The sequence below is a fragment of the Onishia taeanensis genome (assembly GCF_900100755.1).
GTDB classification, from domain to species: domain Bacteria; phylum Pseudomonadota; class Gammaproteobacteria; order Pseudomonadales; family Halomonadaceae; genus Onishia; species Onishia taeanensis.
Genome location: NZ_FNCI01000003.1, coordinates 1 through 15194, shown reverse-complemented (window position 1 = coordinate 15194; position 15194 = coordinate 1). Strand labels below are relative to the sequence as shown.

The following is a 15194-nucleotide window of genomic DNA, read 5'->3' as shown; positions in this document are numbered from 1 at the left end:
ATTCAGGCAGTATAAGGAACTGACGTTACAATGTCAGGGTGGGTAGGCTGGCAGGACATCAACGCTAAACGCCTGTCCTGGCTTGAGGAATCGATGGACGACGAAAGAGTAACGAACCCCGACGACATGCTCGACGCTTGGCGCCACCCGCTAGTGCGTGACCTTGGCTGGCTGTGCTTGACCCCAGATTTGCTGAGAATGCCCTGCCCTGGTCGGCCGGGGCTTGATGAATTGGGGCTGTCAAAGGGTGGCTGGCGAGATTACCTGAACCGGTTGGAAGCGGCGCCGGAAGTATTGGAAGACTGGGTAGCCGACGCCATGAATGCGCGCCTGGGGCACTATCATGAGCGGCTATGGCAATTCCTGCTCGAGAGCTCGCCCAATACTCGGCTGCTGGCCCATAATCTGCCGGTGATGCGAGAACGACGCACCCTGGGTGAGCTGGATATCGTCTATCGGCAAGCGGGATGCCGGCAACCGATCCATCTGGAAGTCGCGATCAAGTTCTATTTGGGCCTCGTCGAGGGCCCCGGAGAAGACACTGACCAAGCGCGTTGGGTAGGGCCTGGATGCGCGGATAGCTTAGCCGGCAAGCGCAGCCATCTCTATCACCACCAACTGCCGCTGATTGACACCCCGGAAGCGCGTCTGGCCGTCAATGAGTTCACCGGCGAGATGCCGGGCGCGCTCAATGGCACTGATCATGACGAGATAAAGGTGTGGCAGCGCATGGCAATGCCGGGCGTGCTCTTCTACCCCTGGCAGTCTGAGCCAGGTCAGGTATCACTGCCCTCCCCCCATGAGGCCACCGCCGAGCATATGCGCGGCCATTGGCTCACCTGGCACGACTGGCCAGCCTTTCGCGCCGGCCTGGCGGCTGGCACCCGCGGGGCCTGGCTGCACAAGCCCCACTGGCTGGCGCCGCCGCTGCCCGAGCAGCTCCGGCCACTCAAGGAAGTCGACGCCTACCTGACGACGCGATTCAGCACCGGGGCGGCGCCGCTGCCGCTGGTTCTCAAGGACGAGAATGGCGGCTGGCAGCGGCTGTTCGTTGTGGGCGACGACTGGCCGCGTAGATTGCCGTTGCCGCCGGCCCCGGTGGCCTTCACCCGCTAAATCGAACGAAGGCCGGGTGAGGTCGCCGCCCCAGTCAAGGATCAGTCGCGATCGACGACCCAGGTCGTGCCCTCTCGGGAATCCTTGAGGGTGATGCCCAATGCGGTGAGCTCCTCGCGGATGCGATCCGCCTCGGCGAAGTTCTTGGCCTTCTTCGCCGCGGCACGCGCCGCGATGCGCGCTTCGATCTCGTCCTCGCCAATGGCAAGCGCCGTGGCACCCGCCTGAAGGAAGGCTGCCGGATCCTGGTCGAAGAGCCCCAGCACCTCACCCAACCGCTTGAGCTCGAAAGCCAGCGCCGGGGCAGTCTCGGGAGCCTCCTTCTTGGCCACGTTCAACTCACGGGCCAGATCGAACAGTGCCGCCAGGGCCTCGGGCGTGTTGAAGTCATCGTCCATGGCCGCGGTGAAGCGCGCGTCGAAGCGGGCATCCACCTGACCTTCGACCGCCTCGACGCCGTTCAGGGCGTTATAGAAGCGCTCCAGCGAGCGACGGGCATCATCCAGCGCATCCGGCGCGTAGTTGATCGGGCTGCGGTAGTGGCTCGCCACCAGCAGGTAGCGCACCACTTCCGGGTCGTGCACTTCGAGCACCTCGCGGATGGTAAAGAAGTTGCCCAGTGACTTGGACATCTTCTCGCTGTCGACCCGTACCGCGCCGGCATGCATCCAGGTATTCACATAGCGAGAACCGGTGGCCGCTTCGCTCTGGGCGATCTCATTCTCGTGGTGAGGGAAGGTCAGGTCCGGCCCGCCGCCGTGGATGTCGAAGGTATCACCCAGGCAGCAGGTCGACATGGCCGAGCACTCGATGTGCCAACCGGGCCGGCCCTCACCCCAGGGCGAGGGCCAGCTGGCCTCGCCCGGCTTGGCGGCCTTCCACAGCACGAAGTCCAGCGGGTCTTCCTTGTGCTCACCCACATCGATACGCGCACCGGAGCGCATCTCATCCGGGTCGCGGTTATTGAGCTTGCCGTAGTCGGCAAACTTGCGAACCCGATAGTAGACATCGCCGTTCTCGGCCGCGTAGGCAAACCCCTTGTCGATCAGGGTCTCGATCATCGTAACGATGTCATCGATATGACGCGTGGCGCGCGGCTCATGGTCCGGGCGCAGCACCTTGAGACGATCCTCGTCCTCGTGCATGGCAGCGATCATGCGCTCGGTCAGCGCGCTAATCGTCTCGCCGTTCTCCTCGGCACGCTTGAGGATCTTGTCGTCGATATCGGTGATGTTACGCACGTAGTTGACGTCGTAGCCCCGTGCACGCAGGTAGCGAGTGATGACATCGAAGGCCACCATTACCCGGGCATGACCGATGTGGCAGTAGTCATAGACGGTGATGCCGCAGACGTACATGCCAAGCTTGCCGGGCTCAATCGGCGCAAGCGATTCCTTGCGCCGCGTCAGGGTGTTGTAAATCTGCATATCAGCCCTTCTTCTGTGCCTTGGCCCAGCCATCCTTCAGACCCACGGTGCGGTTGAACACCAGCTTGCCATCGACGCAGGCATGACGGTCGGCGCAGAAGTAGCCGACCCGCTCGAACTGATAGCGCGACTCGGGCGCGGCCTCACGAATCGAGGGCTCGGCGATGCCCTGGACGGTCACCAGCGACTCTGGATTCAGGTGCTCCAGGAAGTCGGTTTCCTTGTCCTTGTCGGGCTGCTCGACCTGGAAAAGGTTGTCGTACTGGCGTACCTCGACCGGCACGCCGTGCTCGGCGCTGACCCAGTGGATGACGCCCTTGACCTTGCGGCCTTCCGGATTCTTGCCGAGGGTCTCGAAATCCACCGAACAGCGCAGCTCGCTGATCTCGCCGGCGTCGTCCTTGATCACCTCATCGCAGCGAATCACATAGCCGTTGCGCAGCCGCACTTCCTTTTCGGGCGCCAGGCGGAAGAACTTCTTCGGCGGTTCCTCCATGAAGTCGTCCTGGTCGATCCAGATCTCGCGGGTGAACGGCAGCTTGCGGGTCCCCATGTCATCACGAGCCGGGTGACCCGCGACCTCGAACACCTCGTCGTGATCGTCTGGCACATTGGTCAACACCACCTTGAGCGGCTTCATCACGCACATGGCACGCGGCGCGTTGTCCTCGAGGTCCGAGCGGATTGCGTGGTAGAGCATGGCGATATCCACCAGGCCACCGTCGGCACGGGTCACGCCGATCATGTCGCAGAACTTGCGAATCGACGCCGATGTGTAGCCGCGGCGACGCATGCCAGAAATCGTCGGCATACGCGGGTCGTCCCAACCATCGACGACCTCCTGGTCCACCAACAGCTTTAGCTTGCGCTTGGAGGTCAAGGTGTAATTCAGGTTGAGGCGTGCAAATTCGATCTGGCGCGGCTTGGCCGGCACAGGCAGATTGTCGAGAAACCATTCATAGAGCGGGCGATGATCCTCGAACTCCAGGGTGCAGACCGAGTGGGTCACACCTTCGATGGCATCCGACTGGCCATGAGCAAAGTCGTATGACGGATAGATCTTCCACTTTTCGCCGGTCTGGTGGTGGGCGGCATGGCGAATGCGATAGAGGATCGGGTCGCGCAGATTGATGTTGGGCGATGCCATATCGATCTTGGCGCGCAGGACCTTCTCGCTCTCGGCGAACTCGCCCTGCTTCATGCGTTCGAGCAGATCGAGGCTCTCGTCGGCGCTGCGCTCGCGATAGGGGCTAGGCTTGCCGGCTTCGGTCAGGGTGCCACGATACTCACGGATCTCGTCCGGCGACAGGTCGTCGACATAGGCCTTGCCTTCGCGGATCAAATGCTGCGCCCAGGCATAAAGCTGATCGAAATAATCGGACGCATAGCGCACGTCGCCGGCCCATTCGAAGCCCATCCAGTGCAGATCTTCCTTGATGGCATCGATGTAGGCCTGTTCTTCCTTGGCCGGATTGGTGTCATCGAAACGCAGGTGACAGTCGCCCCCGAACTGCTCGGCCAGGCCGAAGTTCAAGCAGATCGACTTGGCATGGCCGATATGCAGAAAGCCATTGGGCTCCGGCGGAAAACGGGTAACGATCTTGTCGACCTTGCCAGCCTCGATCTCTTCGCTGATCTGATTGCGAATGAAGTTCGGGGCGCTGGTGCTGTCATTGCTCATGGGGCGTCTAGGAACCTCTTGATGGAGTACGCTGGCGACTGGCCGGCCCTTTCGCCCATCCAAACTGACGTGGACGGATGGCGGATGCCGACTTCGCGCGTCGATGCAAAACAGCTATTATAGCGCGACGCAGATGCGCAACGCCAAGGCGCCCACCAAGACTTCCGGGAAACTGACATGATTGTTCTCCAGACCAATTACGGCGACATCACCATTGAGCTCGATTTCGACAACGCGCCCAAGACCGCCGAGAATTTCCAGCAGTACGTGACCGATGGGCACTATGACGACACCCTCTTCCACCGTGTCATCGACGGTTTCATGGTTCAGGGCGGCGGTTTCGACACCGACTTCAATCAGAAACCCACCCGTGCGCCGATCGAGAACGAGGCAGATAACGGCCTGAAGAATCGCAAGGGCACCCTGGCCATGGCACGGACCCAAGACCCGCATTCGGCCACCGCCCAATTCTTCATCAACATCGCCGACAATGATTTCCTCGACCATAGCGGCAAGAACCTGCAGGGCTGGGGCTACTGCGTGTTCGGCAAGGTGGTCGATGGTATGGATGTGGTCGAAAAGATTCGCGCTGTACCCACCACTCGCCGCGGCATGCACGCCGACGTACCCGCCGACGACGTGGTGATTCAGCGCGCCTATATCAAGGATGACGCTCAAGGCGACGCCTGAAGCATCGTGTCCTGGGATACGCCCGCCTTCGTGCGGGCGTCTCTCGTTGTATTGGCCCATTAGTGTATTGGCCGATTAGATCGGCCCGTCGTATCGACCCGTAAAGCCAACAGGGTCGAAAACGAACCGCATTTATATAAAACAGGCTCGCCATGACGACTCTGCTGATTTCCGACCTGCACCTGCACCCAGGCGCCCCCGCGATCACCGATGGATTTTTTGCCTATCTGGAGCAGACCGCCAGCAAGGCGGATGCGCTGTACATCCTCGGTGATTTCTTCGAGGCTTGGGTCGGTGATGACATTCTCGACTTGCCGGAGGCTGAACCCAGCGGCAACGCCGCACTCGTGAAGCGTGTCGCGACGGCACTTCACGATCTGAGCAGCGCCGGCACGGCCGTCTATCTGATGCACGGCAATCGCGACTTCCTGATCGGCAAGCGCTTCGCCGACGCCTGTGGCGCCACCCTGCTCGATGACCCCACACTGCTCGATAACGACGGCGAGCCGATCCTGCTGATGCACGGCGACAGCCTATGCACCCGGGACGAGGCCTACATGGCGTTTCGTGCCCAGGCCCGCGACCCGCAGTGGCAGGCGCAGATCCTCGCCATGTCGATTCCCGAACGACTGGCGCTGGCCAAGCAAATCCGCGAACAATCGGGCGACGCCAACTCCAACAAGGCCGAAGACATCATGGATGTCACGCCGGAAGAAGTGACCAAAGCCATGAAGGCGCATGACACCACCCTGCTGATCCACGGCCATACGCACCGCCCGGACGTTCATGACCTCACGCTCGATGGCCAGCCAGCCAAACGCATCGTGCTGGGCGACTGGCATCCCGACCAAGGCTGGGATATTCGCCTCGAAGCCGGAGAAGGACCCGAGCTTCGCGACTTCCCGCTAGACGCACCACCCAGCGCTTGAGGCCGGGCCGTCACCTGCGCCTGCACCTCAACGAAATGCGCGCCGCCAGCCCAGCGCTGGCACCGAAGGCCCCCTTTGGCCATAATGTTGCTCCTTTTTTGTCTGAGACTTGCCATGTGGTTCAAGCACCTGCATCTCTATCGCCTACATGATGCCCCGCAGATATCCCACGACGACCTGGACGACCAGCTCGCCGAACAGGCCTTCCGCCCGCTAGGGGGCAGCGAAGCCACGCGTCTGGGCTGGCGGACACCGGGCGGGCGCGGCAGCGAGCGCCATCTTCATGAGATCCAGGGGCATCGCCTGCTGTCGGCCCTTCGCCAGGAGCGCGTGCTGCCGGCGAGCGTGGTGCGCGAGGAAGTCGAAGAGCGCTGTGCCGACCGTGAGGCCGCCGAGGGTCGCCCGCTGCCGCGCAAGGAAAAGCAGACGATCAAGGAGCAGGTCTACGAGGAGCTGCTGCCACGCGCCTTCATCAAGAGCCAGAAGGTCGATCTTTGGTGGGATACACGCCGCGACCTGATCGCCGTGAACGCCAGCAGCCGTGCCCGTGCCGAGGAGATTCTCGATCTGCTACGCCAAACACTGGGCAGCCTCAAGGTCACGCCGCTTGCCACCCAGGCTTTGCCGATTCGTGCCATGACGACCTGGCTGAAAGAAGCGGAGACTCGCCCGACCGGGCTGATACTGGGCGACCAGGTCGAGCTCAAGGCTCAGGGCGATGATGGCGTGCTGCGTGCCCGGGCCGTGGATCTGGACAGCGAAGAGATCCAGACCCTGCTTGAAGGCGGCCGCCAAGCCCATAAGCTAGCCATCGAGGTAGAGGGGCAACTATCCCTGGTCCTGCACGACGACCTGGCGCTCAAGTCTCTGCGCTTTTCCGATGCGCTGCTCGACGAGGCCAGCCAAGCCAATGACGGTGATGACGCCATCCTGCGCATGGAAGCGGACTTCGTGCTGATGGCGCAAACGCTGGCCGAGGTCGTGGAACGCCTGATCGGCTGGTTGGGCGGCGAAGCCTCTGCCGCCGCGCCCAGCCCATGATCGCTAGCCTTTATTTCTTTTTAGTCTTCAACCTCGTGATTTCTTCATCGTGACCACAGATTCCACCACAACAAACGATCCTTTCGCCGATATTCGTCCCTACAAGGACGATGAGGTGGCCGCGGTCATCGTGCGGCTGGCCAATAATGCCGAGCTGCTCGATGCGCTGACTCAGTTCAAGCTGCCAAGGCTCGCGCGGCTGGCACCACGCATTGCACGCGCCCTTGCCAGCTTCGCTATCCGCCGCGAAATGCGGGGGGTGAATAGCATTTATGATTTTCAGATGCGCATCGCCAGCTACATGCAGCGCATGATCCGCACCACGACCGATACCTTCGAGGTGGAAGGACTCGACCGCCTGGAGCATGACCAGGCCTATCTGTTTATTGGCAATCATCGCGATATTGCCCTCGACCCGGCCTTCGTCAACTTCGCGCTCTATCAGGCTGGCCGCAGCACGGTCCGCATCGCCATCGGCGACAACCTGCTGCAAAAGCCCTATGTGTCGGACCTGATGCGGCTCAACAAGAGCTTCATCGTGCCGCGCTCCGCCAAGGGTAAGCGGGCCATGCTGGCGGCCTATCAGCTACTTTCGCGCTATATCCGCCATTCGATTAGCGAGGATAATCATTCAATCTGGATGGCACAGCGCGAAGGCCGTGCCAAGGACGGCATCGACCGTGCCGACCCGGCAATCATCAAGATGCTGACCATGTCAGGACGCCAGGCCGACAAGCAGGCAACGCTAGGCGATATCATCCGCGATATGAAGATGGTCCCGGTGTCGATCAGCTACGAGTATGATCCCTGCGACCTGCAAAAGGCCCGCGAGCTCTATGCCATGCATACAGAAGGCGCTTACCAGAAGATCGAGTTCGAGGACATTCGCTCCATCGTCGCCGGCATCACCGGCGCCAAGGGGCGAATCAAACTGACCTTCGGCACGCCACTGTCGGCAGATTTCGAAAGCCCCGAAGCCGTTGCCCAACAGATCGATCGACAGGTCATGAAGGGCTATCATCTCTTTCCGAGCCACCAACTGGCCCTCGAGGCGAGCGGTCTGGCCCCGGATCTCGTCGACCTTACCGAGGTCACCGACGCGGATCGTCAGCGTTTCCATGCCCGGCTTGCAGAGGTTCCCACTCACCTACGTGATTGGTGGCTTGCACAGTACGCCAACCCGGTACTCAACCGCGCCGGTCGGCTCTAGACGCCTATTGGGTGGAGGTCTAACGATTAAACCCGCCTTCGGCTTTGCGCCTGGGCGGTGCCATCGGCCCAATACATGACACGGCCGCCGTCCCTAACGCACTCTCAGCCACCGGCTCCATCGCGATGGGCCAACCTTTTGAGGTAATCCCCATGGCCCACCACCCCGCCTCGACCAACGATCGCACGGCCAACGACCAGACCGATAGCCACGCCGCCAATACGCGCGCGGCGCATCGAGTCACCCTGATCGGTGCAGGCATCGACTTCGTGGTGGGCATGCTCAAGCTGGTGGCGGGGCTGATGGTCGGCTCGGCTGCCTTGGTGGCCGATGGCATTCATTCCTTCTCGGACATCCTGACCGACATCTTCGTCATCGGAGCCACTCACTTCGGGCGTCAAGCACCCGATAGCGACCACCCCTACGGCCACGGCCGCATCGAAACACTAGCGACGCTGTGGCTGGGCAGCATCTTGATCTTCGTCGCCGGCGCCATCGCCTGGGCCAGTCTCGAGCGGCTCTTCAGCGGCACGCCGGTTCTGGCACCTGGCCCCTGGGCCATTGGTATCGCCATTGTGGCCCTGCTCGCCAAAGAGTGGATATATCGTTACACGATGAAGGTCGCCAAAGAGGTGGGCTCCAAGCTCCTCGAGGCCAATGCCTGGCACTCGCGCTCAGACGCCCTCTCCACCGTGGTGGTGCTGGTTGGTCTGTTTGGCGCTCAATTCGGCGCTGGCTGGCTGGATGGCGCTGCGGCTGTCGTGGTTGCCATCATGGTCGGTAAGATCGGTGGCTCCCTACTGTGGGAAGCCAGCCAGGAGTTGATCGATACCGCGCTACCCGTGGCCGACCAACAACGCATGCAAGAAACCGCCGCACAGGTCCCTGGAGTGCTCGACGTACACGATCTGCGCACTCGCACCGTCGGCGGCCAAATATTGGTCGACCTGCATCTGGTGGTTCACCCCAGGGTCACCGTCTCGGAAGCCCACGAAGTCGGCAATGAGGTCTGCCGGCAACTGCATCAGTCATTTCCTAGCCTGAGCGATGTGACCTTCCACATCGACCCCGAAGACGATCAGCACGCTCCACCCCAGCATCCTCTTCATGCACTGCCACTGCGTGAAGAGGTGGAGACCGAGCTCGCCGAGGCCTGGTCCGGGCTCGCCGCCTGGGAATCCAGACTGACCCTGGACCTACACTACCTGGATCAGCGCATCGACGTTTCCCTCTTCGTTCCCCCGATGTCCTTCGAATTCGACCTCGACGAGGCGGCCGACAGCCTGCGCCAACATGCTGATGGCCTGCCTTGGATGGGGCGGCTACGTATCTGGCAGGGGCCAGGCAAGGCCTGATATATTCATCTTGCCTTAAAAAATCTCTCCTACTCAGGCCCTTCGGGCAGGAAATCGCCGATGGCTCGACCACTTTCCAGCCCCACCTTTCGCCGTCAACGACGCCAGTTGTTGATGGGGATGGGAGCGTTAGTGGCCGCCTCCTGCCTGGGGCTTTCATCGCCAGTCGCCGCAACCCTCAACCCCAGTCGTTTACGTCAGGTCATGCAGTCTCGCTTTGGTGCCGAGGGCATCGCTGCCCTGGATGCCTGGCTTGCATTGCTTGATCGCCTTCAGCCACTGGGTATTGCCGCACAGCTAAGGGGTGTCAACGACTTCTTCAACCAGCGGATTCGCTGGCTGGAGGATCGAGCCATTTGGCAGCAGGAGGATTATTGGGCGACCCCGCTGGAAACGCTGGGAAAGGGAGATGGCGACTGCGAAGACTTTACCATCGCCAAATACATCAGCCTGATGCAGCTAGGTGTTCCCACCGAGCGGCTGCGATTGATCTACGTCCGGGCGAGTATTGGCCGTGGCGGGCTTTCGCAAGCGCACATGGTGCTGGGCTATTACCAACTGCCCGGCGCGGAACCGCAGGTACTGGACAACCTAGTGGAGAGCATCCGGCCGGCTAGCGAACGGAACGATCTCACCCCCGTGTTCAGCTTCAATAGCGACGGCCTTTGGGCAGGCGGCTCCAGCCGCTCGCGGGCCGATCCCGTGCAGCGGCTATCGCGCTGGCGTAGCGTGCTGGCCAGAATGCAGGAGCAAGGATTCCTATGATAATAGACAGCACCGCCCATGGGCGGCACGGAGGGGCCACGGAATGTCTCTGATCACAAAGCTATGGCTCTCCATAGCCGCAGTACTATTGCTGGCATTCGGCGGCAGTTTGATAGTGGGCCTATCGACCAGTCGGCATTACATCGAGCAGGAAGTGCGCATAAAAAACGAGGACAATGCCAATGCCCTCGCCTTGTCCATGAGCCAGCTCGATAAGGACCCCGTCACCATTGAGCTATTGCTGTCTGCCCAGTTCGATACCGGTCACTACCAGCGCATCGAGCTGCGTGACCCCGGAGGGGATCTCATTCTGCGCCGGGAAGCCTCGCCTTCCATCGGTGACGTACCCGGCTGGTTCGTCGATTTGGTGCGCATTTCAGTGCCGGCTGGCAGTGCGGTTGTGCAGGACGGCTGGCGACAGTACGGCACGCTGACACTGCAGAGTCAGCATAGCTATGCCTACCGCTCGCTGTGGCGCAGTAGCCAGCAACTGGTTACCTGGTTCGCCTTTGCCGCCCTTATCAGCATGCTGATAGCCTGGCTGCTTGTCTTGCAGATCCGTCGACCGCTTTCAGCCGTGATTGCCCAGGCAAACGACATCGGCAACCGGCGCTTCACCACTTCGCCAGAACCCAAGACCCGGGAGCTTCGCGACCTTGTCATGGCCATGAACAGGCTGTCTGGCAGCGTGCGTCAGATGCTGACCCGAGAAAGCGGTCAACTAGAAGAGCTGAGGCGCAAGTTACAACAAGATGAAACCACGGGCATTGCCAACCGCTCATACTTCATGACTCGCCTTGGATACGTGCTGGAAAGCGATGAAGAACTCCATCATGGCTGCTTGGCGCTGGTGCGCGTATCCGACCTGGAAGGTCTCAATGAAGGAATGGGCCGCCCTGAGACCGACCGTTTCCTCCATGACCTAGCCTCCACGCTCCATCAGTATGCCCTGGAATACCCGGGAAGCCAGGCAGGCCGGCTCAATGGCAGTGATTTTGCGCTACTGCTGCCTAACAGCCTGTCAGCCGATGATGTGGCGGACCAGCTAAAGCGGCGGCTACACCCCATTGCCGACCGGCAACCTGTGCTGCTCAATCTTCCCATTGGCATAGTGGGCATCTCACGACAGGAAACCCGTGACGTAATACTGAGTCGGCTTGACGGCGAACTCGCCAAGGCGGAGCTACGTGGTGGCAGAACGGTTTGCGTAGCGAACCAGCACACAGGGCATCTACTTTTTAGCACCCATTCGGAATGGCGCAACGCGCTGAATGCTGCACTCGCTCATGGGGTTCAGCTAGCCCGTTACCCGGTCATGGATGCCAATGGCAGCTTGCTACACGAAGAATGTCCGTCACGGCTATGGTTGGCAGGCGAGTGGCAACCCGCAGGTGCCTATCTCGGCTGGATCTCACGCTTCGGGATGGACGACGCTCTGGATCTTGCCAGCATCACCAGCGCGCTCAAGTGCCTGGAAAGGGAAGAGACACCTCTGGCGCTCAATCTCACCTCAAGGGCCATTTCGAGTACCGATTTCCGGCAGCGATTGATCGCACTGCTAAGCGCCTACCCTCGCGAGGCAAAGCGTTTATGGCTGGAGCTACCCGAATCGGTGGCCGTCCATCATATGGAAGACTTCAAGTCACTGTGCCATGACCTGCGCCGCTTCGAGTGCCGTATTGGCCTAGAGCACGTCGGGCAGCAATTTACTCACCTAGCCGACCTTCAGGACAGTGGCCTTAGCTATTTGAAGTTCGATACCTCGCTCACTAAGGGAGTTGATCACCAATCGGCCCAGCAGACCCTGCTTCGCGGAATGGCCACCCTCAGTCACTCACTGGGCATCCTAGCGATCGCCGAGGGCGTATCCACCCCAGAGGAGCACCGGGTGCTTCTTGAGCTTGGCATGGATGGTGTCACGGGCACGGCGGTCAAGATCGAAGATTAAGACAATACGCACGGTAGTACCGCGCAAAGTCACGATACAGGCAATCACTAATAAGCCGGATTGACCAATGGCCAATCCGGCTTATAAGGTCCAAGCAGCAATGGAGCTGCACTGACCTAGGTTGGGTCCTAAATTGACTCTTCCTCGTCTTCCTCGCTTAGCAGACTCACGCTGTTACGACGCTGCCGAAGCGTCTGGCGAGTCATCAACTTTTCCCGCGCAGGCTCTGGTAGATCGGTGAAGCTGATCAAGTTGCGTTCGATGAGCACATCGACCAGGTCCTCAATCACGCGAACCAGACCCAAATCCGACTGAGCGAGCCTGGCCCCGCTTTCATTGTCCTCTCGTCCCAGAAAGACATCCAGTTCGGGGGCGTCAACATCGATTCGCTCCCGACACTCGTCTGTCGCTACGCGGCTGAGCTGCTCGATATTTCCCGCCTTATTGCGTTTGATGTACACACTGCCTCCTCGCGAGACGTTTCATCCCTGACACGGGCTTGCGATATCGCCACAGACCCATCACTGATCAATATGCAGGTTGCCATTATTAATTAGATCGTTGATAAATTCCTGTGACGATCGGTCACCCATCGACACCCCATCCAGGGTAATCGTCTGATCTTCCTGCCCCGCATTGTTGGCATAATCGCCAGCAAAACCTCCGCCAGTACTGACATGCAAGATGGTGTCGCCGCCACTGGCGCTGGGTGCGGCATGCAAATAGTCATCAATTGAGCCAGATCGCTCGTCGACCAGCAGCTCGGCAAGATTGAGGGAATCCCCTTCGGCAAGCGAAAAGTCCTTCACAGTATCTTGGGCCGGGTTGCCGGGTTGCCCTTCGTCACCTAGCTGCCAAGCAAAGACATCGGCACCTTCCTGGCCGTAGAGGATGTCGTCTCCCTCACCGCCGATCAGCGTGTCGTCTCCCGCCGACCCATTCAGTGTGTCATCCGAGGCTGTGCCCGCAATGCCGATACCGACTGGCTTGACCGCGAAGGCAGAATCATCACCACCATCCAGAGCAATATAGCTAAAAGGCATATCGTAGGAGACCGTCAGCAAGCCTTCACTATTAGGATCACCGAGAGCGCTGGCACCCCCAAGGCGATCGCCATTAGCGGCAAATACAGACCACTGAGCCTCGCCAACATTCCCCTGAACTTCGAAGGTCACACTGGTTACCGACTGGCCCAGCTTGAGGACAAGTGCTTCGGTCGGGTCGATTCGATCGCTGGTTTCTGAGTGCGGGTGGCCGTTTCGTTCAACGGAGTAGAATCCATCGGCACTGACTATCGCTTCGGCATTGGAAGCCGAGGTCTCCTTCAAGCCATTATTATTGGCATAGGTGCCGGTGTTGTTACCGTGCCCCTGGCCAGAGACATAGCCGTAGTAACCGGCAATGATCGGTTCGGCTGACGGCGCGTCGACACTCGGGATTCCTGACTCATAAGCAGATGCGACTGCCATCGCCGTATTCACGGCCGAGTCTCCGCCAGATGCCTCTGTCGCCGTCGCCTTGACGGTGAGAGTAAAGCCCCCATTCACATTAGCGGGTGTTGTCATTGTAAGGTTGGTCACAACGTCCTGTTCTCCGGGCGCCACCGACAGCATCCAAGTACCATCGCCGTTGTCTGTTCCTTGGCTAAGCGTCGCGCCCTCCGGCACCCCTTCGATCAACAGGCTCAGGCTCTCAGAGCCATCGAGATCCTGAAGCGCTGCCGAGACATCGATAGAATATTCGTATCCTGTGACCACTTCATAGGTGGTACCTGCCACCTCGCCGGTTGCTCCATTAATGGTGACCGTCTCACTCTTCTCGGTAGTCGAGGCCCGGAACGACAAGGCCACCTCACCATTCTCATCCAGCGTCACTACCAGGCTCGCATTTTCCTGACCCGAATAGACGTAGTTGCCTGAAACGTCCTCGTTCCAACGTGAACCATAAGTAAATGTCTCAAGCACCTCGTCACCGGACAGCACCTGCCAATAATCATCGGTCACACCCCATCCTTGGTTCCAGGTTCCCTGTATATCGACATCCAATGTCAGGGATACCGTCTGTCCCGCATATTGCGGGCCGAAGCTCAGTGTCTGGGAGACACTTTCTTCGTAGTTACTGGAGTTGCCATCGATGTTGCCATCGCCCTTATCGTCGCCGAGCTTAGCATCGAAGGTCAGAGACTTGCTCTCATACTGAAGCGTATCCTTGAGCTCCGTGGGGGCGCCGAGCTGGATGGCAACGTCAGGTATATCGGCAATCGCCTCCACCACTACCGCGGCCTGATAGGTGCTCTTCGACCAGTCACCGGCGGCATCCTGGACGCGGAATCCAAAGGCACCATCTTCATCTGTATTCGTATCGGGCACCAACACGAGATCGCCGGCCTCAATAGCGGAGATAGCAATGGTGTCACCCGCAAACACCTGCTCCCCCGATAGCTCCAGTACGCCATTTTCCGGAAGCGAAGTGATCTCGATAGCCGCCAAGGCATCGCCTTCGACATCGGCGTAATACCCGAAATCATCAAGGTCTAGCGTATAAGCTGTATCTTCCTGAACCGTAAACTGGGAATCCGACGACGCTGGGGCGTCGTTCACGCCGTTGACGGTCAGGGTCACGCTGGCGGTATCGGTGTCGCTGCCATCACTGACGGTGTAGGTGAGCGTGCCGGTGGCGGCTTCGCCTGCGCCCAGGGCGTCGAAGTCGCCGGCCGGGTCGAAGCTTACGCTGCCATCGGCGGCGATGGTGACGCTGGTGGTCACCGTAAAACCATCGGGCCCGGTGAAGGTCACCTGGCGGCTGCCGGCGTCGCTGACCGAGAGACTATCGCCCTCGGGGTCGGTGTCGTTGGTCAGCACGTTGGCCCCGCTCAGCGCGGTGTCTTCGTCGGTGGTGAAGACGTCATCGGCAGCGCCGGTGCCACCATCGGTGTTGCCGGTTGGGGCGTCGTTCACGCCGTTGACGGTCAGGGTCACGCTGGCGGTGTCGGTGGCGCTGCCATCACTGACGGTGTAGGTGAGCGTGCCGGT

The 15194-nt window shown here is 60.3% G+C and carries 12 protein-coding genes; 8 read left to right on the top strand and 4 right to left on the bottom strand.

What is annotated here, in order from left to right:
* Positions 1–30: 30 nt before the first annotated feature.
* Positions 31–1116 carry a DUF1853 family protein gene (locus BLR71_RS04740; RefSeq protein WP_245696346.1) on the top strand — a complete coding sequence of 362 codons (1086 nt, stop codon included), beginning with the start codon at positions 31–33 and terminating at the stop codon, positions 1114–1116.
* Positions 1117–1157: 41 nt separating this feature from the next.
* Here BLR71_RS04740 and cysS read toward each other — a convergent pair whose 3' ends face one another.
* Complete coding sequence (cysS, locus tag BLR71_RS04735) at positions 1158–2543, bottom strand: cysteine--tRNA ligase (protein WP_092523623.1); 1386 nt, start codon at positions 2541–2543, stop codon at positions 1158–1160.
* 1 nt (position 2544) lies between these two features.
* Positions 2545–4224: a glutamine--tRNA ligase/YqeY domain fusion protein gene (locus tag BLR71_RS04730; protein ID WP_092523621.1), complete on the bottom strand. Its 1680-nt coding sequence runs from the start codon at positions 4222–4224 to the stop codon at positions 2545–2547.
* 177 nt (positions 4225–4401) lie between these two features.
* Between BLR71_RS04730 and BLR71_RS04725 the strand changes: the two genes are divergently transcribed.
* From BLR71_RS04725 to BLR71_RS04695, 7 genes are all read left to right on the top strand, one after another.
* The gene (locus BLR71_RS04725; RefSeq protein ID WP_092523619.1) at positions 4402–4914 is read left to right on the top strand and encodes a peptidylprolyl isomerase; all 513 of its coding nucleotides are present in this window, start codon (positions 4402–4404) and stop codon (positions 4912–4914) included.
* A 152-nt stretch (positions 4915–5066) separates the two neighbouring features.
* On the top strand, positions 5067–5843 hold the full coding sequence (locus tag BLR71_RS04720) for a UDP-2,3-diacylglucosamine diphosphatase (RefSeq protein ID WP_092523617.1): 777 nt from the start codon (positions 5067–5069) through the stop codon (positions 5841–5843).
* 114 nt (positions 5844–5957) lie between these two features.
* On the top strand, positions 5958–6884 hold the full coding sequence (locus BLR71_RS04715; protein WP_092523615.1) for a recombination-associated protein RdgC: 927 nt from the start codon (positions 5958–5960) through the stop codon (positions 6882–6884).
* Between the two features lie 49 nt (positions 6885–6933).
* Positions 6934–8094: a 1-acyl-sn-glycerol-3-phosphate acyltransferase gene (locus tag BLR71_RS04710; RefSeq protein WP_422730757.1), complete on the top strand. Its 1161-nt coding sequence runs from the start codon at positions 6934–6936 to the stop codon at positions 8092–8094.
* A 152-nt stretch (positions 8095–8246) separates the two neighbouring features.
* Complete coding sequence (locus tag BLR71_RS04705) at positions 8247–9449, top strand: cation diffusion facilitator family transporter (RefSeq protein WP_092523611.1); 1203 nt, start codon at positions 8247–8249, stop codon at positions 9447–9449.
* 60 nt (positions 9450–9509) lie between these two features.
* Positions 9510–10214 carry a transglutaminase-like cysteine peptidase gene (locus BLR71_RS04700; RefSeq protein WP_092523609.1) on the top strand — a complete coding sequence of 235 codons (705 nt, stop codon included), beginning with the start codon at positions 9510–9512 and terminating at the stop codon, positions 10212–10214.
* A gap of 43 nt (positions 10215–10257) precedes the next feature.
* Positions 10258–12162: a bifunctional diguanylate cyclase/phosphodiesterase gene (locus tag BLR71_RS04695; protein ID WP_092523607.1), complete on the top strand. Its 1905-nt coding sequence runs from the start codon at positions 10258–10260 to the stop codon at positions 12160–12162.
* 128 nt (positions 12163–12290) lie between these two features.
* Here the strand turns inward: BLR71_RS04695 and BLR71_RS04690 are convergent, their stop codons facing one another.
* On the bottom strand, positions 12291–12623 hold the full coding sequence (locus BLR71_RS04690; protein WP_092523605.1) for a tryptophan synthase subunit beta like protein: 333 nt from the start codon (positions 12621–12623) through the stop codon (positions 12291–12293).
* A 60-nt stretch (positions 12624–12683) separates the two neighbouring features.
* Positions 12684–15194: type I secretion C-terminal target domain-containing protein (locus tag BLR71_RS04685; RefSeq protein WP_092523603.1), on the bottom strand; the 2511-nt coding region annotated here is incomplete at its 5' end.